24 protein-coding genes are annotated in these 24,773 nt (G+C 39.7%); 12 read left to right on the forward strand and 12 right to left on the reverse strand.

All coding sequences use genetic code 11. From position 1 onward, the window contains the following. Window positions 1-44: 44 nt before the first annotated feature. The 6 genes from odhB to sdhC all read right to left on the reverse strand — a co-directional run bounded on the left by odhB (window position 45) and on the right by sdhC (window position 8,186). Complete coding sequence (gene odhB / locus DK207_RS11930; protein WP_109441377.1) at window positions 45-1,241, reverse strand: 2-oxoglutarate dehydrogenase complex dihydrolipoyllysine-residue succinyltransferase; 1,197 nt, start codon at window positions 1,239-1,241, stop codon at window positions 45-47. Further along, a complete protein-coding gene (locus DK207_RS11935; RefSeq protein ID WP_109441378.1) occupies window positions 1,241-4,081 on the reverse strand; it encodes a 2-oxoglutarate dehydrogenase E1 component in 2,841 nt (946 codons plus the stop codon). Before DK207_RS11935 ends, odhB begins: the two co-directional genes overlap by 1 nt. 708 nt (window positions 4,082-4,789) lie before the next feature. Continuing rightward, complete coding sequence (locus tag DK207_RS11945; RefSeq protein WP_109441379.1) at window positions 4,790-5,500, reverse strand: succinate dehydrogenase iron-sulfur subunit; 711 nt, start codon at window positions 5,498-5,500, stop codon at window positions 4,790-4,792. 14 nt (window positions 5,501-5,514) lie between these two features. After that, a complete protein-coding gene (sdhA, locus tag DK207_RS11950; protein WP_171293682.1) occupies window positions 5,515-7,410 on the reverse strand; it encodes a succinate dehydrogenase flavoprotein subunit in 1,896 nt (631 codons plus the stop codon). 9 nt (window positions 7,411-7,419) lie between these two features. Then, entirely contained in the window at window positions 7,420-7,785 is a 366-nt protein-coding gene (sdhD, locus tag DK207_RS11955) for a succinate dehydrogenase, hydrophobic membrane anchor protein (RefSeq protein WP_005083003.1), read from the reverse strand. Further along, window positions 7,785-8,186, reverse strand: a complete 402-nt coding sequence (gene sdhC, locus DK207_RS11960; protein ID WP_004640364.1) for a succinate dehydrogenase, cytochrome b556 subunit — start codon at window positions 8,184-8,186, stop codon at window positions 7,785-7,787. The genes sdhD and sdhC overlap by 1 nt, the downstream gene beginning before the upstream one ends. 900 nt (window positions 8,187-9,086) lie before the next feature. Between sdhC and gltA the strand changes: the two genes are divergently transcribed. Next, window positions 9,087-10,361, forward strand: coding sequence for a citrate synthase (gene gltA / locus DK207_RS11965; protein ID WP_109441381.1), 1,275 nt, complete (start codon window positions 9,087-9,089; stop codon window positions 10,359-10,361). Between the two features lie 65 nt (window positions 10,362-10,426). Here the strand turns inward: gltA and DK207_RS11970 are convergent, their stop codons facing one another. Further along, window positions 10,427-10,915: a DUF1289 domain-containing protein gene (locus DK207_RS11970; protein ID WP_109441382.1), complete on the reverse strand. Its 489-nt coding sequence runs from the start codon at window positions 10,913-10,915 to the stop codon at window positions 10,427-10,429. Between the two features lie 110 nt (window positions 10,916-11,025). Between DK207_RS11970 and DK207_RS11975 the strand changes: the two genes are divergently transcribed. The 3 genes from DK207_RS11975 to tmpT all read left to right on the forward strand — a co-directional run bounded on the left by DK207_RS11975 (window position 11,026) and on the right by tmpT (window position 13,388). After that, window positions 11,026-11,958: a rhodanese-related sulfurtransferase gene (locus tag DK207_RS11975; protein ID WP_109441383.1), complete on the forward strand. Its 933-nt coding sequence runs from the start codon at window positions 11,026-11,028 to the stop codon at window positions 11,956-11,958. Between the two features lie 142 nt (window positions 11,959-12,100). Further along, a complete protein-coding gene (locus tag DK207_RS11980) occupies window positions 12,101-12,721 on the forward strand; it encodes a DedA family protein (protein ID WP_109441384.1) in 621 nt (206 codons plus the stop codon). A gap of 16 nt (window positions 12,722-12,737) precedes the next feature. Continuing rightward, window positions 12,738-13,388 carry a thiopurine S-methyltransferase gene (gene tmpT / locus DK207_RS11985; RefSeq protein ID WP_109441385.1) on the forward strand — a complete coding sequence of 217 codons (651 nt, stop codon included), beginning with the start codon at window positions 12,738-12,740 and terminating at the stop codon, window positions 13,386-13,388. Window positions 13,389-13,459: 71 nt separating this feature from the next. Here the strand turns inward: tmpT and DK207_RS11990 are convergent, their stop codons facing one another. Further along, complete coding sequence (locus DK207_RS11990; RefSeq protein WP_109441386.1) at window positions 13,460-14,335, reverse strand: LysR family transcriptional regulator; 876 nt, start codon at window positions 14,333-14,335, stop codon at window positions 13,460-13,462. A gap of 102 nt (window positions 14,336-14,437) precedes the next feature. Here DK207_RS11990 and DK207_RS11995 point away from each other — a divergent pair, with 102 nt between their 5' ends. Then, window positions 14,438-15,043 (forward strand): LysE family translocator, encoded by a 606-nt coding sequence (locus DK207_RS11995; protein ID WP_109441387.1) that lies wholly within the window; start codon window positions 14,438-14,440, stop codon window positions 15,041-15,043. Between the two features lie 123 nt (window positions 15,044-15,166). Here DK207_RS11995 and DK207_RS12000 read toward each other — a convergent pair whose 3' ends face one another. Beyond that, window positions 15,167-15,691 carry a YecA family protein gene (locus DK207_RS12000; protein ID WP_109441388.1) on the reverse strand — a complete coding sequence of 175 codons (525 nt, stop codon included), beginning with the start codon at window positions 15,689-15,691 and terminating at the stop codon, window positions 15,167-15,169. A 71-nt stretch (window positions 15,692-15,762) separates the two neighbouring features. Next, on the reverse strand, window positions 15,763-15,969 hold the full coding sequence (locus tag DK207_RS12005; protein ID WP_109441389.1) for a PA3496 family putative envelope integrity protein: 207 nt from the start codon (window positions 15,967-15,969) through the stop codon (window positions 15,763-15,765). 343 nt (window positions 15,970-16,312) lie between these two features. Between DK207_RS12005 and rpoD the strand changes: the two genes are divergently transcribed. The 6 genes from rpoD to DK207_RS12040 all read left to right on the forward strand — a co-directional run bounded on the left by rpoD (window position 16,313) and on the right by DK207_RS12040 (window position 22,934). Beyond that, complete coding sequence (gene rpoD / locus DK207_RS12015; RefSeq protein WP_109441391.1) at window positions 16,313-18,193, forward strand: RNA polymerase sigma factor RpoD; 1,881 nt, start codon at window positions 16,313-16,315, stop codon at window positions 18,191-18,193. 129 nt (window positions 18,194-18,322) lie between these two features. Then, entirely contained in the window at window positions 18,323-18,610 is a 288-nt protein-coding gene (locus DK207_RS12020) for a YbeD family protein (protein WP_109441392.1), read from the forward strand. 172 nt (window positions 18,611-18,782) lie between these two features. Beyond that, a complete protein-coding gene (lipB, locus tag DK207_RS12025) occupies window positions 18,783-19,436 on the forward strand; it encodes a lipoyl(octanoyl) transferase LipB (protein WP_109441393.1) in 654 nt (217 codons plus the stop codon). A gap of 82 nt (window positions 19,437-19,518) precedes the next feature. Then, window positions 19,519-20,052: a hypothetical protein gene (locus tag DK207_RS12030; RefSeq protein WP_109441394.1), complete on the forward strand. Its 534-nt coding sequence runs from the start codon at window positions 19,519-19,521 to the stop codon at window positions 20,050-20,052. Between the two features lies 1 nt (window position 20,053). Continuing rightward, a complete protein-coding gene (locus tag DK207_RS12035; protein WP_109441395.1) occupies window positions 20,054-21,238 on the forward strand; it encodes an iron-containing alcohol dehydrogenase in 1,185 nt (394 codons plus the stop codon). Window positions 21,239-21,536: 298 nt separating this feature from the next. After that, the gene (locus DK207_RS12040; protein WP_109441396.1) at window positions 21,537-22,934 is read left to right on the forward strand and encodes an APC family permease; all 1,398 of its coding nucleotides are present in this window, start codon (window positions 21,537-21,539) and stop codon (window positions 22,932-22,934) included. A 59-nt stretch (window positions 22,935-22,993) separates the two neighbouring features. Here DK207_RS12040 and DK207_RS12045 read toward each other — a convergent pair whose 3' ends face one another. Continuing rightward, window positions 22,994-23,551 (reverse strand): flavodoxin family protein, encoded by a 558-nt coding sequence (locus tag DK207_RS12045; RefSeq protein ID WP_109441397.1) that lies wholly within the window; start codon window positions 23,549-23,551, stop codon window positions 22,994-22,996. A gap of 117 nt (window positions 23,552-23,668) precedes the next feature. Between DK207_RS12045 and DK207_RS12050 the strand changes: the two genes are divergently transcribed. Further along, on the forward strand, window positions 23,669-24,049 hold the full coding sequence (locus tag DK207_RS12050) for a winged helix-turn-helix transcriptional regulator (RefSeq protein ID WP_109441398.1): 381 nt from the start codon (window positions 23,669-23,671) through the stop codon (window positions 24,047-24,049). Window positions 24,050-24,197: 148 nt separating this feature from the next. Here the strand turns inward: DK207_RS12050 and DK207_RS12055 are convergent, their stop codons facing one another. Continuing rightward, window positions 24,198-24,668, reverse strand: coding sequence for a tRNA (cytidine(34)-2'-O)-methyltransferase (locus DK207_RS12055; protein WP_109441399.1), 471 nt, complete (start codon window positions 24,666-24,668; stop codon window positions 24,198-24,200). Between the last annotated feature and the right edge of the window lie 105 nt (window positions 24,669-24,773).

Consider the following 24,773-nt stretch of genomic DNA (forward strand, 5'->3'; position numbering starts at 1 on the left):
CCCATATAAAGGATCACTTTATATGGGAGGCAATATTTGTAGTATTAAAGATCAAGAATGAGTTTAGCTGGCTCTTCTAACAATTCTTTGATTGTTACCAAGAAACCTACAGCTTCTTTACCATCGATTAAACGGTGGTCATAAGAAAGCGCTAAGTACATCATTGGCAAGATTTCAACTTGACCATTCACTGCCATTGGACGTTCTTGGATTTTATGCATACCCAAAATCGCAGTTTGTGGCTGGTTTAAGATAGGTGTTGAAAGCAATGAACCGAACGTACCACCATTAGTGATCGTGAACGTACCACCAGTCATTTCTTCAATCGATAATTTCCCTTCACGTGCTTTGCCAGCATAAGCAGCGATACCGCTTTCAACTTCAGCATAGTTCATGCGATCAGTATCACGAAGGATAGGCACAACTAGACCACGGTCACTTGATACAGCAACACCGATGTCATAGAAACCGTGATAAACAATATCGTCGCCATCAATTGATGCGTTTACAGCTGGATAGCGTTTTAATGCTTCAGTTGCTGCTTTAACAAAGAAAGACATAAAGCCTAAACGAGCACCATGACGCTTTTCGAAAGCATCTTTATATTGCTTACGCATTTCCATGATCGGCTTCATGTTAACTTCGTTGAAAGTCGTTAACATTGCAGTTTGCTGTGTCGCAGCCAATAAACGTTCAGCAACACGCTTACGTAAACGCGTCATCGGAACACGTTTTTCGATACGCTCACCAACAGCAACGCTTAATGGTTGAACTGATGCAGATGCAGCTGGTTTATGGTTTGCAACATCTTCTTTGGTGATGCGACCACCGCGACCTGTACCTTGTACGTCAGCTGCATTGATACCTGTTTCAGACAATGCCTTACGAACTGCAGGCGCTTGGTTTTGATCAACAGGTTGAGTTGATGTAGCAGCAGGTGCAGATACAGCAGCAGGTGCCGCTTCTGCTGGTGCAGCAGCATCAGGAGCAGCCGCAGAAACAGCACCAGCTTCAAATTGAGCGATTACTTCGTCAGAAAGAACGGTATCACCTTCATCTTTAACGATTGCAACTAAGCTACCATCAGCTGGAGCAACCACTTCTAAAACAACTTTATCGGTTTCAATGTCACAGATCACTTCATCACGTGATACAGGTTCACCTACTTTCTTGTGCCAAGTTGCGATCGTACCGTCAGCAACTGACTCTGGAAATACCGGTGCTTTAATTTCGGTTGCCATTATTTAGAATCTCCTGATTGTTCAGCTTCAATTGCAAGTGCGTCGTTGATAAGCTGAGCTTGTTGTTTTGCATGCAAGTATGGCGAGCCACACGCAGGTGCGGCAGATGCTTCACGACCAGCATAGCTAATACGAATTTGTTTACCAGATTTAAGAACGTCTTCATACAAACGAGGAACGATGAACAACCAAGCACCTTGGTTCTTCGGTTCTTCTTGTGCCCAAACAAGTTCTTCAATGTTTGGATACTGAGCCATAACTTCTGCTAAGCGTTGCTCTGGGTAAGGATATAATTGCTCGATACGTACAATTGCTACATTGTTTAAACCAAGCTCACGACGTTTTTCTAGTAAATCGTAATAAACCTTACCACCACAAAGCACCAAGCGAGTGACGTCAGCTTTGTTAATTTGATCCACTTCATCGATCACTGTTTGGAATGAGCCATTTGCCAATTCATCCAAAGAAGAAACTGCAAGCTTATGACGTAACAATGATTTTGGTGACATTACGATTAATGGTTTACGAATCGGACGAACCGCTTGACGACGTAATGCATGGAAGATTTGCGCTGGCGTCGTTGGTGTAATCACCTGCATATTGTCTTCCGCACAAAGCTGTAAGAAACGCTCTAAACGTGCAGATGAGTGCTCTGGACCTTGACCTTCATAACCATGTGGTAACAGCATAGTTAAACCACACACACGCTCCCACTTGGTTTCACCTGAAGCGATAAATTGGTCAATTACAACTTGCGCACAGTTTGCAAAGTCGCCGAATTGAGCTTCCCATACGATCAAGCTTTTTGGCAATGTCGTTGAATAGCCATATTCAAACGCAAGTACAGCTTCTTCTGATAATAAAGAATCATAAACTGCAACACGTGGTTGATTTTCTTTAATATGGCATAGCGGGATATATACAGAACCATCAGCTTGGTTATGCAATTTCGCATGACGGTGAGAGAACGTACCACGACCAACATCTTCACCAGTGATACGAACTAGGAAACCATCATCAAGCAAAGTTGCATAAGCTAAAGTTTCAGCTGCACCCCAGTTGAGTGGCATTTCACCAGTTTGCATTTTAACGCGATCATCAATCACTTTCTGAACTTGACGCTGTAACACAAAGCCTTCAGGCAATGTATTCATCGTTTTACCGAGTTCTTTCAAACGATCAATATTGAATCTTGTGTCCCAAACATCGGTATAGTCGTGACCTAAATAAGGCGACCAGTCAACGAACATATGCTTGTTCGGTTGGCGTACCAATGCATTTGCAACATGATTACCCGCTTCTAGGTCAGAACGATAATCTTCAATCATTTGATCCGCACTTGCACGATCAAGGATTTTTTCTTGCACCAATTTATCTGCATAAAGCGTACGTGTCGTTGCTTTTTTATTGATGACTTGATACATCAATGGCTGTGTAGCAGATGGTTCATCGGCTTCATTGTGACCACGACGACGATAGCAGAACAAGTCTAAAATCACATCTTTGCGGAATTCATGACGGAAATCATGTGCAAGTTGCGTAGCAAAAATAACAGCTTCAGGATCATCACCATTCACATGGAAAATTGGTGCCTGAATCATTTTAGCAACGTCAGTACAATACTCAGTCGAACGTGTATCACGAGGATCAGAAGTCGTGAAACCAACTTGGTTGTTGATCACGATATGAACCGTACCACCCACTGTATAGCCACGTGTCTGTGACATTTGGAAGGTTTCTTGGTTAACACCTTGACCTGCGAATGCTGCATCACCGTGAACAATCACAGGAAGTACATCATCACCACCAATGTCTTTACGGCGGACTTGACGCGCACGTACAGAACCCTCAACCACAGGACCAACAATTTCCAAGTGTGACGGGTTAAATGCAAGTGCTAAGTGAACTTCACCACCTGGTGTCATCACGTTTGAAGAGAAACCTTGGTGATACTTCACATCACCAGAACCTTTCTTATGCAGGCTCTTTCCTTCAAACTCACCAAATAAATCAGCAGGGTTTTTACCCATAATGTTGACAAGAAGGTTAAGACGGCCACGGTGTGGCATACCGATAACAACTTCTTTACAGCCAACACTACCAGCACGTTGGATGATTTCATTCATCATTGGAATAAAAGACTCACCACCCTCTACACCAAATCGCTTCGCACCAACGAATTTGTTACCAAGATACTTTTCTAGGCCTTCAGCAGCAGTTAAACGCTCTAAGAAACCTTTTTTCTGATCATTGGTATAGTTGAATTTACCGCGCACGCTTTCTAAACGTTGCTGAATCCAACGTTTTTCTTTCGTATCAACGATATGCATATATTCTGCACCAATTGAACTGCAGTATATCGCTTCCATTGCCTCAATCATTTCAGACAATGTTGCTTCTGCTTTGCCAATTGCGAGATTACCAGTATTGAATACTGTATCTAAGTCTGACTTGGTTAAACCGTGAGCTGATAAATCGAGGTCAGGAACATTTTCACGTTTCGCAAGACCTAATGGATCGAGTTTAGCTTTTTGATGACCACGGTTACGATACGCAGCGATGAGTTGTAAAACACCAATTTGACGACGCTCATGCTCAGTACTTACGGTACTTTGTACCATTGGTTGTACCCGATTCGCATTGCGTCCTAACAAAAGGAACTGTTCGCGTACATTACCGTGTGGTTGATCACCTTTAGGGTATTTGTCGAAGTATTCACGCCAGTCCTCAGAAACCAAGGTTGGCGATGATAGATACAACTCATATAACTCTTCAATATAAGCTGCACTATCAGCAGAAAGTTCAGTGTCAAGACGCAGCGCGTCAGCAACTTCTTGCATTTTTGGACCCATTTCCTATTGCAAAAAATAATTCGGGCTGCCTTTTAAGCATACCCATGATTCATAATGTCAAATTGGTAACAAGACACTACCGCCCAAGATCTTTCGACCTCAGGTCATCATTACTACACATCAGGAGTAATCCTTTGATGTAATAAATGAGCCATGCACCTCTGAACGCAAGGCACATAACTCATTCTTATACTCGATAGAATCGAGCAATTTTTTGCAAATCATTTTAGAAAAATTAAATAATTTTTTAACTTTTCTAAAATAACTTTTCAGCTAAACATTTTACAATCTAAATGATGCAAACTCCCCCACCAGCAAGGATACGCTCATTTTGGGCTTTTAGCTGTGGCAGAAATGCTAACATGTAATCAAGCTCGGATTGATTTTTTTGACACATACCATCTATAAAGCAGCGAAATACATATAACAAATTATGCTCTAATATACCGCCCTTTTTATGAAAGATGCGCTTTTATCGACCAAAGTTTAACAATCGCTACAATTCTTGCACAAACTTCATGCATAGTGATCAAAAACCCAACAGCGACACTCTTATCTAATTAACAAATTTGATTTATCAGCAAACCAAATAATGAATATTTTCACTTTCAGCGGGTGACCAAATTTAATAAAGATCATTTTTAAATATAAAAAGGAGGCTCATAAGGAGCCTCCTTTTTTTTGTTAAAAAGCGAATTAACCCGCTTGATCTAACAACATATTACGAATGTGACCAATTGCCTTTGTCGGGTTCAAACCTTTAGGACATACAGATACACAGTTCATGATTCCTTTACAACGGAACAAAGAGAATGGATCGTCTAAACGAGCCAAACGCTCTTGTGTTGCTGTATCACGAGAATCAATGATAAAGCGATATGCATTTAACAATGCAGATGGACCAAGGAATTTATCAGGGTTCCACCAGAATGATGGGCATGCAGTTGAACAACATGCACACAGAATACATTCATACAAACCATCCAAATGTTCACGTTCAGCTTGAGACTGTAAACGCTCTTTTGGAGGAGCTGGTTGATTGTTAATCAAGAATGGCTGAATTTTGTTATATTGATCGTAGAACTGATTCATATCTACAACCAAGTCTTTTACAACTGGCAAACCAGGCAAAGGACGAATCACAATTTTCTCTGGCAGGTCGTTTAAATTCCATAAACAAGCCAAACCATTTTTACCATTAATGTTTACACCATCCGAACCACAAATACCTTCACGGCATGAACGACGGAACGTTAATGTTTCATCTTGAACTTTCAACGCAAGTAACGCATCAAGCACCATACGATGCTTATCCGTTAACTCAAGTTTGAAAGTTTGCATGTACGGCGCTTTGTCCTTATCAGGATCGTAGCGGTAGATTTCGAATGTACGAGTACCTCTACTCATCTTTGTTCTCCCGATTAGAATGTACGTGGTTTAGGTTCAATAGCTTCAACCGTTAATGGGCTGAAACGTACTGGCTTATATTCAAGACGGTTGTCTGATGAATACCATAATGTATGTTTCATCCACTCATCATCACGGCGACCGTATGAATAAGTTGGGTGATCAGGTGCTAACTCATAGTCAACAACTGTATGTGCACCACGACATTCTTTACGAGCTGCAGCTGAAATTAAGGTTGCCTTCGCAACTTCATATAAGTTTTCAACTTCTAATGCTTCAACACGTGCAGTGTTAAATACTTTAGATTTGTCTTTTAAATGAATATTGCGTACACGTGGTTCAATCGCAAGGATTTCTTTTACACCCTTATCAAGCAATGCTTGAGTACGGAATACACCTGCATGATCTTGTACGATGTCACGAATTGCATCAGCAACTTCTTGTGCATTTTCACCAGATGTAGATTCATCTAGTTTACGTACACGCGCCAATGTATTGTCTAATACATCGTTTGGTAATGGTGCATAGTCATCACCATGATGCTTGGTCACATAATCAATGATATGTTCACCAGCAGCTTTACCAAATACCACAAGGTCAAGTAGTGAGTTCGTACCTAAACGGTTTGCACCATGCACAGATACGCAAGAACACTCACCAATTGCATAGAAACCTTTTACAGGCTTCACATAGTCACGCGTACCTTTATAAGTATACTCTTTAGTATCTTTATCATAATGCGCAGAGAATTCACCCTCTTCCACACCATGTGGTACAACCACTTGACCATGAATATTCGTTGGAATACCACCCATTTGGTAATGGATTGTTGGTACAACTGGGATAGGCTCTTTAGTACAATCAACGTTTGCGAATTTCTTACCAATCTCAAATACAGATGGAAGACGTTTCATAATCGTCTCAGCACCCAAATGCGTCATATCTAATAAGATATAATCTGCTTTTGGACCACAACCACGGCCTTCTTTAATTTCTTGGTCCATTGAACGTGATACGAAATCACGAGGTGCCAAGTCTTTTAAAGTTGGTGCATAACGTTCCATGAATGGTTCGCCGTCTTTGTTACGAAGGATACCACCTTCACCACGACAACCTTCAGTCAACAATACACCCGCGCCAGCAACACCTGTTGGGTGGAACTGCCAGAATTCCATATCTTGCAATGGAATACCTGCACGCGCAGCCATACCAAGACCGTCACCAGTATTGATATAAGCATTTGTTGATGCACGATACACACGACCTGCACCACCTGTAGCAAATAATGTTGCTTTCGCTTGGAATACTGCAATATTACCTGTTTCTTGGTCGTAAGCAGTTACACCAAGTACATCACCTTCTTCATTACGGATTAAATCTAATGCAATCCATTCAACGAAGAACTGAGTACCCATTTTCACGTTGCTTTGATAAAGCGTATGAAGCAATGCGTGTCCAGTACGGTCTGCAGCAGCACATGCACGTGGTACAGCTTTTTCGCCATAGTTTGCAGAGTGACCACCAAATGGACGTTGATAAATCGTACCATCTTCGTTACGGTCAAACGGCATACCCAAGTGTTCAAGCTCATATACAACTTTTGGCGCTTCACGCGTCATGAACTCGATAGCGTCCTGATCACCTAACCAGTCAGAACCTTTTACCGTGTCATAGAAGTGATAGTGCCAGTTATCTTCTTGCATGTTACCTAACGACGCACCGATACCACCTTGAGCAGCAACTGTATGCGAACGTGTTGGGAATACTTTGGTTAATACTGCAACTTTTAAACCTGCTTGAGCAAGTTGGTAAGCTGCACGCATACCCGAACCACCACCACCAACGATGACTGCATCGAATGATAGGGTCTGGATATTTGAATAATTTTCATTAGGGGTAGTTGCCATGATCTCTTCCTATCAATTTGCCCAGAAAATCTGGATACCCCAGATTGCGTACACGAACACTGAAATAATGACAGCAGAAGTCAACACAAGGCGTAAGCCTGAAGCCGAAGGCCCCATTTGACGAGTCGTTACATAGTCAGTAAAGACTTGCCACATTCCAATCCATGCGTGAGCAACAAGTGATAGAACTGCTAATAAAGAAAAAATCTTCATTGGCAAAGTCAGCATAAAGCCAGCCCATTGTTCATAACCGAATCCACTGTTACAAAGGATCCAGCCTAAAATGACAACTGTATATGCAGCTAAAACCACAGCACTTACACGTTGGATATACCAATCGCGAGAACCTGAACCTGTTAAACCTGTAGCACTTTTCATTAGAACATAATCCATACAAAAGCTGCGACAATACTGATCACAGATAAGATCAACGAAACTGTAGCCGCAATACGACCACTTTGTAGTTCCTCAGCAAAACCAAGGTCTGCAAGAAGATGTTTAATCCCTGCAATAAAGTGGAAAAGTAAACCTGCTACAAATACCCATACGATGAAACGTACAAAGATATTTCCGAATACGACATTTTTAACGTAGTCAAATCCTTCTGGTGAAGATAAAGATTTATCCAAAATCCACAAAAGAACAGCGACTAATAAGAAAACGATTACACCTGATAGACGGTGTAGAATTGATGCAATAGCCACGGGTGAGCGTAAATTTACCGCTAACACCTGACCCATGGACAAATTGACAGGTCTGTTGCTTTTCACAGCGGGCATCCTGTAGGTAGAAACTCCAACTGGAGTTTGTTTGAATTAATTCAAAGGAAAGCTGGCATTGTCAGGCAAGCACAGCACATGCCTAACCTATATAACGACACCGAATTATAAGACGTGAAATATCAAAATACAAACAATCAACTTTCGCTTTAGTCTAAAAAAGCTATAAATAAGAATCATTCACAGAAATAATTATATCAACCATATAAAATTAACATCCAAAAACATCTCATCTAATTGTTTTATATACAAATGTAAAAAGACATGCAATTTTTTCGTTTACCCCCTGTTTACTACAGTTTTTCTATTTTATTTCATCAAATATTCATAGTTCTAAGCTTAAAATTGGGTTCAAAACATCAATTCTAAATATTGTCAAAAATAATACCCCTCATTTTGATATTAAATATAAATAAGCAATAAACTATTTTTCAAATTGATTTAAAAAAAGAATAAGTCATTTTTTATACAAATGAATGCACCATAATGAATCGATTCTGTATTTTAAAATACATTTTTAAGATAATTTTTTAACCATTATTTCAGGCTAATGCTTGAGTTATATAAGCATTATGATTCACATAAGTATTTATTTTATAAGCACCAAAATATTGCCAAAATAAAAATTTACTTACAATTGTACTGATGCTTCATTTTTTTTATGCACCTAAAACTTGATTTGACATATTATACTCGACCGGTGCTGTGATTTTACTCAGTTTTTTCTTCGATAAAGCATGACTCATTGGCTGTAGCAACGTCATTTTTATCCCTAAGTATAATTGACAAAATTTTAGTAGCCACTACTCTTATAGCAAATTTTGACACCGTCTGATTCGCACATGACAAGATTAGGATTTCGAGTCAGATAATCATTCACCAGGACAGGAGATCTATTGAATGTCTGCAGCAACTGGCAAAAAAGCCGTATTAAAGCTTGATGGCAAAGAAATTGAATTACCAATTTACAGCGGCACATTGGGCCCAGATGTAATTGACGTTAAAGATGTATTAGCATCAGGTCACTTTACTTTCGATCCTGGTTTTATGGCGACAGCGGCTTGCGAATCTAAGATCACATTCATTGATGGTGACAAAGGTGTTTTATTACACCGTGGCTATCCAATTGATCAATTAGCAACTCAAGCGGACTACTTAGAAACTTGTTATTTACTTTTAAATGGCGAGCTTCCAAATACTGAGCAAAAAGCAGAATTTGACGCAAAAGTACGTAACCACACGATGGTTCACGATCAAGTTAGCCGTTTCTTCAATGGTTTCCGTCGTGATGCTCATCCTATGGCGATCATGGTTGGTGTCGTTGGTGCTTTATCTGCGTTCTATCACAATGCATTTGACATCGAAGATGTTAACCACCGTGAAATTACTGCGATTCGTTTGATCGCTAAGATTCCTACGCTTGCTGCGTGGAGTTACAAATACACTGTAGGTCAACCATTCATTTATCCACGTAATGATTTAAATTACGCTGAAAACTTCCTACACATGATGTTTGCTACGCCTGCAGACCGTGACTATAAAGTAAATCCTGTTCTTGCTCGCGCAATGGATCGTATTTTCACGCTTCATGCTGACCACGAACAAAATGCATCGACTTCTACAGTTCGTCTTGCTGGCTCTACTGGTGCAAACCCATATGCATGTATCTCTTCAGGTATTTCTGCGCTTTGGGGACCTGCTCACGGCGGTGCAAACGAAGCTGTACTTAAAATGCTAGATGAAATTGGTAGCGTAGAAAACGTTGCTGAATTCATGGAAAAAGTGAAGCGTAAAGAAGTTAAACTCATGGGCTTCGGTCACCGTGTGTATAAAAACTTCGATCCACGTGCGAAAGTCATGAAGCAAACTTGTGACGAAGTACTTGAAGCATTAGGTATTAACGATCCACAACTTGCTCTTGCAATGGAACTTGAACGCATTGCACTTAGCGATCCGTACTTCGTTGAACGTAAGCTTTATCCAAACGTAGATTTCTACTCAGGTATCATCTTAAAAGCGATCGGTATCCCAACAGAAATGTTTACTGTAATCTTTGCTCTTGCACGTACTGTTGGTTGGATCAGCCACTGGTTAGAAATGCACAGCGCACCTTACAAAATCGGTCGTCCTCGTCAGCTTTATACTGGCGAAACTCAACGCGACATCAAACGTTAATTTTCCAAAATTAATGTGAGAAAAGCTGCCTAATGGCAGCTTTTCCGTTTTAGCTTTCAGTCAAATCATTCATCATCTTCGATCAAGCGCATTAAATTGTGGCTAATGCCATCTGCACGCAGCCATGCCAACTCATAGCTTGCTTTTGCCAAAGCTAGTACCCGTCGTTCAAACTCATCCCAAATCGGTTTGACCTGTGTATCTACAATCCCTAACCCACTCTCTTGGGCCAAATACTTATTTTTCTCACAAATTTTCAAGGCATGATAAAGCTTACGTCCCCGACTCGCAGTTTCTAGAACGCGAATTCTTTTATGCTGAATAAACCCCTCAACCTGTTGAAGGTCTGCATTTGGCAATAAAGGCACCAAGATTTGATCCAACTGCGTATCTAAACGATTCCAAACTGCTAAACGCTGTTCTGGCGTATAGGTATTCCACTGAATGACTTCATGATTAAAACGGCGACATCCACGACAGACCAGATCACCAAATACCGTTGAGCAACGCCCTGCACATGGCGTCAATGATGGAATTCGACGATCATTACTCAAAATTAACTCCTATAAAACCATATTTATTTTATGGTTTTCTCGCTTATTTTAAAATTTCGCGCTAAAATATGCGCCTTTATTTTCCTATCTTAATACATTTGGAGTTATCCATGAACGCTACTGTAGAACAGCTTGCACCTGTAGAACAGCAAGCGACCAATAATTGGGTTGTTGCAGCACTATATCAATTTAAAGAAGTTTCGGATGCAGCCGATCTGCAAAAACGTCTTTTAGACTTAGTGAATAGCATCAATTTATGTGGAACTCTGATTGTTGCCCCAGAAGGAATTAATGGTACGGTTGCAGGTGATCGCGCTGCGATTGATGCAGTCCACCAATTTTTGCTGAACGAAGGTTTCAACGAAATGGAATATAAAGAGTCTTTTAGCTCTGATAAACCATTCCGTAAAATGAAGATTAAATTAAAAAAAGAAATCGTAACTTTAGGTGTGGAAGTAAAGCCACGAGATCTGGTTGGTCATTATCTTGATCCAAAAGAATGGAATGAGCTGATCAGCCGTGATGATGTTATCTTGATTGATACACGTAACGATTATGAATATAAAGCAGGCACATTTAAGGGCGCGATTGACCCTAAAACAGAGTCTTTTCGAGAGTTTCCAGAATACGTAAAACAAAACCTTGAGCAACATAAAGATAAAAAAATTGCAATGTTCTGTACAGGTGGTATTCGTTGCGAAAAATCGACCTCTCTGCTCTTACAAGAAGGATTCAATGAGGTTTATCACCTTAAAGGCGGTATTCTTAAATATCTCGAAGAAACACCTGCTGAAGAAAGCATGTGGGAAGGCGAATGCTTCGTCTTTGATGGTCGTACTGCCGTGACTCATGGTGTTGAAGAAGGCGAGAATATCAAATGCCATGCGTGTGGTTGGCCTTTAACCCAAGAAGAAGCATCACTACCAAGTTATGAACATGGGGTTTCTTGTGTTTTTTGTATTGATAAAACGACTGAAAAGCAAAAAGAAGGCTTCCGTATGCGTCAGTCACAAATTGCAGCGGCAAAAAGAAAGCGTTTATAAATTTTTCTCGCAATTAAAAAGCCTTAGTTAATACTAAGGCTTTTTAATTTGGTTAAGATTGTTAACCAATCATTTATTGAGCACTAATTAAATAGCAACTATTCTTAATTACACAAAATACATTTAGTAGATTTAAAGACATATGGGATTAGAAAATTGGGTCTTATCCATCATGGAGAAACTTGGTTATCTTGGTATCGCATTTTTAATGTTTCTCGATAATGTTTTCCCTCCTATTCCATCAGAAGTGATCATGCCCTCAGCAGGCTATACCGCTTCTAAGGGAGATTTAAGTTTAATCGGTGTAATCATCGCAGGGAGTGCAGGCTCTTTATTGGCTGCCATGCTGCTATATTGGATTGGTCGAAAAATTCCACAACATCGTTTATTAGGTTTTATAGCGCGTTATGGAAAATATTTAAGAATAAGTACAACGGATTGGCATAAGTCTTTAAGCTGGTTCGAAAAACATGGGCATCGTGTGGTTTTTTTTGGTCGGATGATTCCAGCTGTACGCTCATTGATTAGCATTCCAGCAGGAATGAGTAGAATGCCCTTTCATAAATTCATAAGTTACAGTGCTGCAGGAACAGTGATTTGGACGAGCTTGCTTGCGTATATAGGTTATCATTTTAGTGAAAACCAAGCTTTAATGACTGCTGTCATTCAGCGGTTCGGCTATATCGTTTTAAGCGCTGTAATCCTCTATGTGCTGTGGCGGTGGGCAAAGAAATTTTATTCAGCAAGAAATAAATTTAAATAAAAGTGAGGTGTAAAAAATGCAACACGATTTCTGGCATAACAAGTGGCAAACCAATAATATCGGTTTTCATCTCGATCAGCCTCACACCTTACTGACACAATATCTGAGTTCGCTCAACCTGAATAAAAATGCTCGAATTTTTGTTCCTCTTTGCGGTAAAAGTTTAGATTTAGCTTGGTTGATCGATCAGGGTTATCATGTGATTGGTATCGATCTAAGTCCAGTTGCAATTCAAGATTTGATTGTAGAATTAGACCTCAATTTTAAAGAAATTCAGATGGGTAGGCTAACTTATTATCAGCACGCACAGATCGAGCTATTTACGGGTGATTTCTTTGAATTAACAGCTGAACAACTTGGTAAAATAGATGCAATCTATGATCGAGCAGCACTTATTGCCCTACCCGAGCACATGCGATCAGCATATACACAACATTTGCTTCAAATTACCAATCATGCACCACAACTTCTCATCAGCTTAGAATACGATCAATCCCTATTAGCAGGGCCACCCTTTTCAGTTCCTGAATATGAGTTAACAGTGTATTATGCAAATCATTACGACATTAAATTACTCGCTTCCAATACAGAAAATTTGAAAGGTAAATTGATTGCTTATGAACATGCTTGGCATTTAAGTAAGCATTCAACAGTCAATAACGCTTAATTTAAAAATAAGTCATGCGCTTCTTGCTGAATGGATCAATATGTCTGGTTCATTCACAACAAGTCTATTGTTTAGCTCGAACCAAACTCTAACTGACTGGCTTGCATTTGCCCCCTTAGCCAATCGCAAAATAATAATTTACGCACATCTCCCTCAAAAGGCTCCGCAGACAATAGAAAATATGCAGATTCATCTTGATATATAGAACTGATTGGTTGTAGCAATTGATGTTTGATCTCGCGTTCAACCATGTAGGTCGAAACTAAAGTCGCGCCCAAACCAGCCAAGCAAGCTTCGATACACAAATAAAAGTGCTCTAGTTCTGTTTTAGAATAGCCTCGGAATTGTTCTAAATGCTTAAACTGAAATTGTTGCCACAATTTACTCCGTGATGTTGAAATAAATAACTGATTGGTTTGCTGAGTTATCTTACTCGCTGTAACACATAGCATTTGCTCATCAGCAATTTTCTCACTATAGATTGACTTACCCCAATCAAAATCATTTCGTCTCAAAGCTAAATCGATATTTTGCAGTTTGAAATCAACCTTTCCTCCTCCTGTTAAGAGAGTAACCTCAAAGTCAGGATAAAGCTGCTTAAAATTAATTAGACGTGGTATCAGCCATTTCATTGCTAAAGTAGGTTCACATGAAAGGACCAGATTTTTTTGTACTACTGCTTGTTTATTTAATCGCATTAAACACTGGTCAATTTGCTGAAAAGCTTGCTGGCAGCAATCAAACAAAACTTCCCCTTCCGCAGTTAAACTGAGCTTTCTAGATGCCCGAATAAATAAAGTAAAGCCTAAAGCATCTTCTAAATTTTTAATTTGTTTACTCACAGCACCCTGCGTCACAAATAAGCGTTCAGCCGCAACCGTCACACTTTCATAGTGGGCTGCAAAATAAAAAAACTTTAATGAATTCAATGATAGACGCGCAAGCATTCCAAAAACTCATATATATGTACGAATTATTTTCGATTTTAAATATAACAAGATTATGAAAAATATAAAAATTATGTATAAATTCTTATTAGGAATAGATGAGTGAATGAAATATTAACAGTTAGTTTGATTACCTTACTTGCTGTCATCAGCCCTGGCGCAGACTTCGCACTTGTTACTCGAAATAGTTACTTGTATGGGCGAAATTTAGGAATTTGTACCGCCTATGGAATAGCATGTGGCGTTTGGTTCCATATTAGCTATAGTTTAATCGGCTTAAACTTTTTGAAAAACCTTCTTCCAGATTTTATTCAACTTATCCAATATATTGGCGCAGCATATCTCATATATATTGGTTATAAGACTTATACCCAAACTACCGTTAAATTAAATGACGACCAGACAAACATCACTAGCTGGCAAGCATTCAAACATGGATTTTTAACCAATAGCTTAAATCCAAAAACAACCTTATTTGTGATGAGTATTTATTCTCAGATCATGACGATAGAGAACCAACTATTTACGCTCCTTGCTTATGGTATCTTTATTTCTAGTAGCCATCTGATCTGGTTCAGCTTAATTACGATTTTCTGCTCAACACCAGCGATTCGACACAAAATTTTAGCTAAGCAGCTCCTACTCAACCGATTGATTGGCATGATACTTAGTGGATTAGGTCTGAGCTTGTTATTCGCAAACCTCTAAATTAAGATGGTTAAGTATAAAAACGATACAGCAAAAATCATAAAAACGTCCATTACGGACGTTTTTAATTAATCTTTTTGTAATACGCAGGCTTCAACCTTACGCAGCACAAGAGCTACACCTTTAGCTAGGCGTATGATACATGAGATAAATCTCATTTAAATTATCTGGAATTTCTTCTGCCAATTCATCCATGAGTTGACCATTGCGACGGAAAGACTCCATTTGTGGATCTTCTTCATCAATACCACTAAACACCATAATTGGTAGAGTCAAATCAACTAATTGCTCTTCATATTCAGGTGCAAACCAAGCATCTTCATTTAAGAACATCGCATCCACAAAGCCGACGCTCCAATCACCTAAACTTGAATCAACTTCGGCTTCTTCGATTTCAAATGGAAATTCAATTCCATCTTCATTCGCCAAGTTCTGACGAATAGATTCCAACCAAAGTTTGATTTGCTCAATCACCTCAGTTGGGACTTTCTTTTGATTGCTCTCAAAAAGTTCATCCAACCAGCGGTCAAAAGTTGGACCGACAGCAATTGCGCATAAAAAGCCATGAGTTGCAGCGAAATCTAGACCGTATTCGTTTTGATCACCGTCAAGATAATTACTCAATAAGTCTAAATCTAACGTGCTCATTCTCTATCCAATTCTAAAAATACATCGTCAACAGCATAACATTGTAGACTCTAAAATCTTAGTAATTTTGCTTAATCTTCGTCATCAAAATCGTCATCGTCGAAATCATAGTCAAAATCTTTTAATTCTCGCTCTAAACGGCGTTGCGCTAACAAATCATCGATTAAACGGCGCTTTTCTAATGATTCTTTAGCGCTAAGCTTGCCTGATGACTCATCAAAACCAGCGTCGTCTTCACCGTAGTTATCATCATCTAGTTCAAAATCTGTAGAAGACACTAAGTACCTCAAATGAAAAAATGTTAATGGGCCTAGCCGCTATTTATCTGTCTTAGATTTTCTTGTCAAGTTTTATTTGCTTTTTTTACTATAAAACGTAGTTTTGTACTTTTTTTCGGCAGTTTTTTTGTGTATTTATAATCTAAGAACCTCATGTATAAAAACACCTTTAGGAATTTTAGGCTTGAAAAAATACGACACACCCCCATATTCAAAAAATCATTGGAAAATAAAACCTATTTTTTATTTAGTGCAAACGGATCAAATCCAAAACATTCCTCGTGAATTGTGCTATCATGCACGGTTTTTCACCGCCACAGATTCAACAAAAGAGTAAGCAAAGATGAGCGATATGCATTCCCCTACTTCGCAAGTAGCGGCTCTGATTAGCCGAGGCAAAGAACAAGGTTACTTAACTTACGCTGAGGTTAACGATCATCTACCAGACTCGATTACAGAAAGTGAGCAGATTGAAGATATTATTCAAATGCTCCAAGACGTCGGTATTCCTGTGCATGAGCGCGCACCAGAAACTGATGACACTATGTTTGGTGAATCGACTGAAGCAGCAGATGAAGTTGCTGAAGAAGAAGCTGCTGCCGTATTAGCATCGGTTGAAAGTGAGCCTGGTCGTACTACAGATCCAGTACGTATGTACATGCGTGAAATGGGTACGGTTGAACTTTTGACTCGTGAAGGCGAGATCAGTATTGCAAAACGTATCGAAGAAGGTATTCGTGATGTTTTGCATTCGATTGCCTACTGGCCAAATGCCGTCGAAGTGGTTTTACAAGAATATAATGACTTTTTAACTGGTGAGCGCCGTCTTGCTGATATTCTCTCTGGTTATTTAGACCCAGAAACTGACGAAGAAATTCCCGAAGTTCTTGAAGACGAAGCTGAAATCGAGGAAGAAGAAAGCTCAACTTCAACAACCAAAGAAGTCAAACTTGACGATGATGACGAAGAAGAATCTGAAAGTGATGATGACTCAGAAGGTGATTCGGGCCCTGATCCTGAAGTTGCCAAAGTACGTTTCACTGAATTAGAAACCGCTTGGAACGAAACTAAAGCAGTTATCGAAAAGCATGGTCGTAACAGTAAAGAAGCTGAGGCTGCGCTTGAAGCGTTAGCGGCTGTATTTATGATGTTCAAATTTACCCCGCGTTTATTTGATATCATTTCTGAAATGATTCGTGGTACACATGACCAAATCCGTGCCAATGAGCGTGAAATCATGCGCTATGCGGTTCGCCGTGGTCGTATGGATCGTACAACTTTCCGTACCACCTTCCCTGAACAAGAATCAAATCCAGCTTGGTTAGATGAGCAAATCGCAAAAGCCCCAGCGGAAATCAAAGCGCATTTAGAAAAAGTTCGTCCTGATGTGTTGGCATTCCAACAAAAGATTGCTGATATCGAGAAAGAACTTGGCTTGAACGTGAAAGATATTAAAGATATCTCTAAACGTATGGCTGTAGGTGAAGCGAAAGCACGTCGTGCTAAAAAAGAAATGGTTGAAGCAAACTTACGTTTGGTAATTTCGATTGCGAAGAAATATACCAACCGTGGCTTACAGTTCCTTGATCTTATTCAGGAAGGTAACATCGGTTTGATGAAAGCCGTGGACAAGTTTGAATATCGTCGCGGTTATAAATTCTCCACCTATGCAACTTGGTGGATTCGTCAGGCGATTACGCGTTCAATCGCGGATCAGGCACGTACTATTCGTATTCCAGTCCACATGATTGAAACCATTAACAAAATCAACCGTGTGTCTCGCCAACTTCTTCAAGAAATGGGTCGTGAACCGACTCCTGAAGAATTAGGTGAACGTCTGGAAATGGACGAAGTTAAAGTTCGTAAAGTGCTTAAAATCGCGAAAGAACCGATTTCGATGGAAACACCGATTGGTGATGATGAAGATTCGCATCTTGGTGACTTCATTGAGGATTCGAACATCACTTCTCCAGTGGATGCTGCGACCTCAGAAGGCTTAAAAGAAGCGACACGTGAAGTCCTAGAGAACTTAACTGAACGTGAAGCGAAAGTATTGAAAATGCGTTTTGGTATCGATATGCCAACCGATCATACTTTAGAGGAAGTCGGTAAACAGTTTGATGTAACACGTGAGCGTATTCGTCAGATCGAAGCCAAAGCGTTACGTAAGCTGCGCCACCCTTCTCGCTCAGAACACTTACGTTCATTCTTGGAAAACGACTAATCTTAGGGAAGTCCTGAGTGATGGTTCCAGCCATTACTCAGGACTTGAAGTTCAATACTTTATCCCCATTTATGTATTAGATCATAAGCGCCTGCACTGATGCAGGCGTTTCAAATTAAGAGGTTGCTCATGTTAGACCGCACTCCTTCTCGTGAATTGCAAGAACATCTTTGGGTTTTCCCAATGGACTATCCAATCAAATTGATTGGTAATGCAGGGGATGAACTTCGAGTAGCTGTTGTTGATATTTTGCAGAAGCACTTCCCTGAATTTGATGGTGACTCAATTAAAGTCCAACCTTCACGTACAGGTAAATATCATTCTTTGACAGCGCAATTGCGTTTTGAAGAATTAGAACAAGTTCATGCTTTATACGCTGACCTTGCAGCATGTCCTTTAATTAAGACAGCGCTTTAATAGAAAAATCCAAAATGCGAAAGTGTTTTGGATTTTTTCTTTTAGCTTAGAATAATCATAATAATCGAATGTTTTCGGCCAATTTTATAAAAGATGACTATTTATCTTTCTCAAATGATTAGATAATCAATGCCAAGATAAAAACTGCACCAATCGAAGGAAAAATGTTGTAATGAACTTTGAGAAGCCCTCATTAATCATTCGCTGTTTCAAAGACCTCCAAGACTACACTGACCGATTTGAAGCGATGAAAAATTTCACCGAAAATCGAGATGCGGATAGTCCTGATGAAATTTGGTTATTACAACATCATGACGTACTCACTCAGGGACAAGCAGGCAAAGCAGAGCACATTTTAATTCCCAGCCATATACCAATTGTACAAACAGATCGTGGTGGTCAAGTCACGTGGCATGGTCAAGGACAATTAGTGGCTTACTTCTTGTTTGATTTAAATCGTTTGAAATGGAATGTTCGTACCCTCGTTAGTTTTGCCGAACAAGCAATGATTGATGTGCTTAAACAATACAATATTACTGCTTATGCCAAAGCTGACGCACCTGGTGTATATGTAGAGGAGCGTAAGATCGGTTCACTTGGCTTTAAAATTCGTCGAGGTCGGAGTTATCATGGTTTGTCTCTTAATATTGATTGTAGTTTAACAGGCTTTCAAACCATTAATCCTTGTGGATATGCGGGTTTAGAGATGGTACGCTTGCAAGACTTACTACAGGATTATCCAAACTTTGAGCAACTTTGTGAGGATTTTGCGCACTATTTACAAAATACAAATTTGTTTCATGACCTTGTAGTCAAATCTGAATAATTTGCTTTTCAATTCAAACAAAATAAATTAGAGTAAATACTCTAAATTAGCTTTTTGCATAATTTTAACAAGGGATACGCAAGTGATTTCAAGCAAAGCAGTGAAGCCCACCTTGCAATTTGCCTACGTCAAACTCATGATGGATGTTGTTGGTCGTGGTTTAGTCATGGCAAGTCAAGTGGATGATGAAGTACATGAGGAAGTATCAAAATTTCCTATCGGTTTTGTACTTTCGATGAATGTTTTCCCCAATGGACCTGCATTTATTGCAAAAGTAACCGAAGAAAAAACGCTGGAACTTGTATCCAATTACAAAGGTAAGCCAGATTTAACCATCACCTTTAAGCATCTGACCCATGCATTTTTAGTGTTCTCATTTCAAGAGAGTACGGCACAAGCATTTGCCAATGACCGCATGATTGCCGATGGTGATCTATCTAATGCAATCCGTCTCGTTCGTTGTTTAAATAAAATGGAAGCATTAATCCTACCAAAATTAGTTGCTTCACTCGCGGTAAAACGCTACCCAGCTGAATTGACATTAAAAGAAAAATTCACGGGTGCAAAGAATATCTATCTTAAAGTCGCTAAATCATATCTCAAACGGAGCGCATAACATGGCTAAGCCTTATTACGAGTTTTTCTGTCCTGTAAAAGTCATTGCTGGTAACGCTGCGTTAGAGCATATTCCTTTTGAACTTGCAGCTTTAGGTGCAAAACGCCCAATGATCATTACGGATAAAGGCGTTCGTGCAAATGGTTTACTTAACCCGATTGAAGCAGCATTCAGTACTACAGATGCTGTAATCGGTGCAATTTTTGATGATGTTCCACCTGACTCAAGTCTAGAAGTAGTTCGCTCAGCTGCTGAAACTTATCGCACACAAAATTGTGATGCCATTATTGCCATTGGTGGCGGTTCAGTGATTGATACGTCTAAAGCGACCAATATTTTGGTATCTGAAGGCGGTAATGATTTACTACAGTACTCAGGTGCACACAATCTACCGAAGCCACTTAAACCATTTTTCGTCATTCCAACCACTTCAGGTACAGGTTCTGAAGTCACGATGGTTGCTGTAGTGTCCGATACTCAGCGCAATGTGAAGCTGGCTTTTGCTTCTTATTATTTGATGCCTCATGCTGCGATCTTAGATCCACGTATGACCATGACTTTGCCACCGCATTTAACAGCAATGACAGGTATGGATGCACTCACTCACTGTGTAGAGGCTTATACGTGTTTAGCAGCAAACCCTCTCAGTGATGCATATGCAAGTGCGGGTATTAAGAAAATCAGTGAAAATCTATTCAAAGTCCTCGACAATCCAAGTGATGCTCAAGGTCGTTTAGAACTTGCACAAGCATCGACAATGGCTGGTATCGCATTTTCAAACTCAATGGTCGGTCTCGTTCACTCGCTTGGTCATGCTTTAGGTGCAGTTGCTCACCTCCCTCACGGACTTTGCATGAACCTATTCTTGCCATATGTACTCGAATATAACAAAGAGGTAAATGGTCAAAAGATTGGTGAATTATTGCTTCCACTCGCTGGCGCAGACATCTATTCTCAAACTTCTGCAAGCCAACGTGCAGACAAAGCCATTGCTACTATTTTGACTATGCGTGATCGTTTACACAGCCTGACGAAATTACCGCGTACTTTGCGAGAAACAGGTAAGGTGACTGAAGCTCAACTGGATGAGGTTGCAGAAAAAGCCCTGAATGATGGTTCTATCATTTACAATCCTAAAGAAGCAAATTTCCAAGATCTTCGTGCTATTTTGCAAAAAGCATGGTAATGCCTTTCTTAGCTAGATAAATCTTGAGTAAAAAAGCCTCGACTCACTTAGCTTTACATAATGATCCATGTAAATTTAAGGTTCGGGGCTTTTTTATGGCAAATGAACCCATAATTCATCGATTTTTCACCCAATTTGGCAAAAAAATTGCTAAAAATACAGAAAAGTGCTGACAATTTACGCCAAATTAGGATAGATTGGCGCACTTCGCTTTTTTTTCTGTAGGGGGGATCATTTTTGTCTCAAATGATCCTTAAACCATAGCTGATCCTTGATCAACGATATGAGGATAACGCCGTTGACAAACATCTCTGGGACTCAATCAGCAGCTAAACTGCAAAAAACATTAGGTCTATGGCATGTCATAATTATTGGCTTAGCTTATGTTCAGCCAATGACATTATTTGATACTTTCGGTCTCGTATCCGAAGCAAGTAATCACCATGTTCCCACCTCTTATATCTTCGCACTTGTTGCCATTTTGCTAACTTCAATTAGCTATGGGCATATGATCCGACGTTATCCTTCGTCTGGCTCTGCCTATACTTATGCACAAAAATCGATTCATCCGAACGTCGGTTTTATGGTGGGCTGGTCATCGTGGTTGGATTACCTACTCTCTCCTATGGTGAATATCATTCTTGCTGTCATTTATTTGACCGCATTATTTCCTGATATCAACCATTGGGTATGGGTATTGGTACTTACTGCTTTCATGACGGGTGTTAATTTAAGGGGTGCACGATTTGTTGCGAACTTTAACAGCTGGATCGTGTTAGTACAGTTACTGGTAATTGGAACGTTTACCTATTTGGTGTATAGCAAATTACAAATGGGAATGAATGCGGATGGTCCTATCACCGCAGAAACTCGTTATCAACTTTGGACTTTAGAGCCATTTTGGAACGAACTCACATCAGTGGGTGCACTGATCACAGGTGCAACTTTACTATGTTTCTCATTTACGGGATTTGACTCGCTGAGTTCACTTGCTGAAGAAACCAAAGACACTGAAAAGACATTGCCTAAAGCAATTTTCTTAACTGCATTATTTGCAGGCGTAATCTTCATTATCAGTACGTATTTCATTCAGCTTTATTTCCCTGGTAATCCAAGCAGTTACTTTAAAGATATTGCTGAAACACAACCAGAAATCCTATTACTCGTGGGTGGATCGCTGTTCCAATCTTATGTACTTGCGTTTGCAATTATTACGGTAATGGCTTCAGGCATTTCAGCTCATGCAGGTGTTTCACGTCTTATGTATGTTATGGGTCGTGACGGCATTATTAACAAAAAGATTTTTGGTCATATCAGTCCAAAAACATTTACTCCATCTTATAACATCTTGATTGTCGGTCTCGTAGCATTATCTGCGGGCTTTATGGATCTAGATATTGTAATTTCGATGATTAGTTTTGGTGCTTTAACCGCATTTACCTTTGTAAATCTATCGGTTATTTCTCGTTATGCACTTCGAGATGGCCGTACCAAAACATTGAAAGAAATCATCAATTATGTCGTTATTCCGTTATGTGGTTTTATCAGTATCTTTGCCTTATGGCTAGAAATTGAAGAAACTGCATTGAAATACGGTTTATGGTGGGCAATGTTTGGGGTGCTATATTTAGGCTATAAAACAAAAGGCTTTAAATATACCGCTCCACAATACAATGAGTTTGATGACAAGCATTAATTTGCTTCTCATTTAGTTCATTTAAAAAGGTGCAGTTTTACAACTGCACCTTTTTTGTATTATGCAGAAGCTAAACGCTCCACGACATCCTTGACACGTTGTGCATAATGTTTAGCCGTTTCCAAATCTCCAGAGGGAATCTCATCAATACTCGCATCCGAAGGCGATTGCACCAACAACCCTACTGATCCACCTAGATTATTCACATCTTCTCGTTTTGCTGCTTTGGTATTGGCTGGAAGTAAACCTAAGCTGACCCATATTCCACCATGCTGTGAAGCCAAAGTCTGTAATTGTATGAGGGTCACTTGCTTATCACCATTTAAGCTTGCACTGTTGGTGAAACCTGCAAAAACTTTGTCTTGCCAACCACGCGTAAACCAGATCTTTGATGATGCATCAGCAAATTTCTTAAATTGCCACGGTGCAGCGGCCATGTAGGTGGGTGTCCCGAACACGATCCCTTGTGCATCACTTAAAGTCTGCCAATCTTGTTCCGTAATTTCACCATTTTGATCAATCTCGATTAACGTTGCATCAATTGCGTGAGCAAAAGTTTCAGCAACGACCTTGGTATGACCATAGCCAGAGTAATAAACCACTGCAATTTTTGTCATGAGTTCACCTAGTGTTTTTAAAAATTTCAATTTAATGATATATTTTAGAAACTAGGTGTCAATTAGTTACCAATAGGTAACTAGGAAACTTAAATAGAAAATTTGTGGGTGTTAAAGATGATTAACGACTTGAAATATAATGTTTATCAGCAACATTGCCCTGCTCGATTATTTTTTGAAAAAATTGCAGATAAATGGGTTTTATTGATCATCAATGTATTGGCAAAAGAGAGTCAGCACTTTAATTTGCTTAAAAAGAACATCGAAGGAATTTCACCAAAGGTGCTTTCACAAAAATTAAAAATGCTTGAGCGAGATGGTTTTATTGAAAGACAAGTCCAAAATACTTCCCCAATTCGTGTGGAGTACTCATTGACCGCTTTAGGTTTAGAAGTTGCAGAAATGGCATTTCAGTTAAAAGATTGGGCTGAAAGTAATATCGAACAGATTATTTATGCACAACAACGCTTTGATGCTATTCAGGCGAAAATAGAATAATTCAGTAAACTTCGTCTGTATCTGCAACCTCTGATTACTATTACAGAGGTTGAAAACATCAAGCAGTGAACAAACTGCCCTTAATTTGCAAAGCAAACACGGCAGCAGAGAATAAGAGCAGTAAAAAATACCCCAATATCTACTCCCATCAGAGCTGTTTAAAGCCCTGCTGTCTCCACGCTTCGTAAACAATGACTGCGGTTGCGTTCGACAGGTTTAAGCTTCGGGAGTTTTCAGCCATTGGCAGACGAATCCACTGTTCTTGTGGGAACATCAAGCGAACTTGCTCAGGCAAACCACGGGTTTCAGGTCCCATCAACAATGCAACAGGACGGTTAAGATCAACTGTATGTGGTGTTGCAGACCCTTTTGTAGTGAGCGGAAAAACATGTTCCACGCCTTTGGCTTTTAAATCAGCAAGACATAATTCGATATTGTCCCAGATTTGCATTCTCGCCCATTCGTGATAATCCAAACCTGCACGTTTCAACTTTTTATCATCTAATTCAAAACCTAACGGTCTCACTAGATGGAGTTGCGCACCTGTATTGGCACATAGACGAATGATATTACCTGTATTCGCTGGAATTTCAGGCTCGTATAGGACGACATGAATCACAAATTTTCTCTACTTTTCACAATCCCTCCTAGCCTCCCTTTTTCAAAGGGAGGAACTTCTCTTTTTAAAGAGGTGAGGAGCGGTTATAGCTCCGCAAGGAGAGAT

It is taken from the genome of Acinetobacter haemolyticus (assembly GCF_900406815.1).
Taxonomy (GTDB): domain Bacteria; phylum Pseudomonadota; class Gammaproteobacteria; order Pseudomonadales; family Moraxellaceae; genus Acinetobacter; species Acinetobacter haemolyticus_A.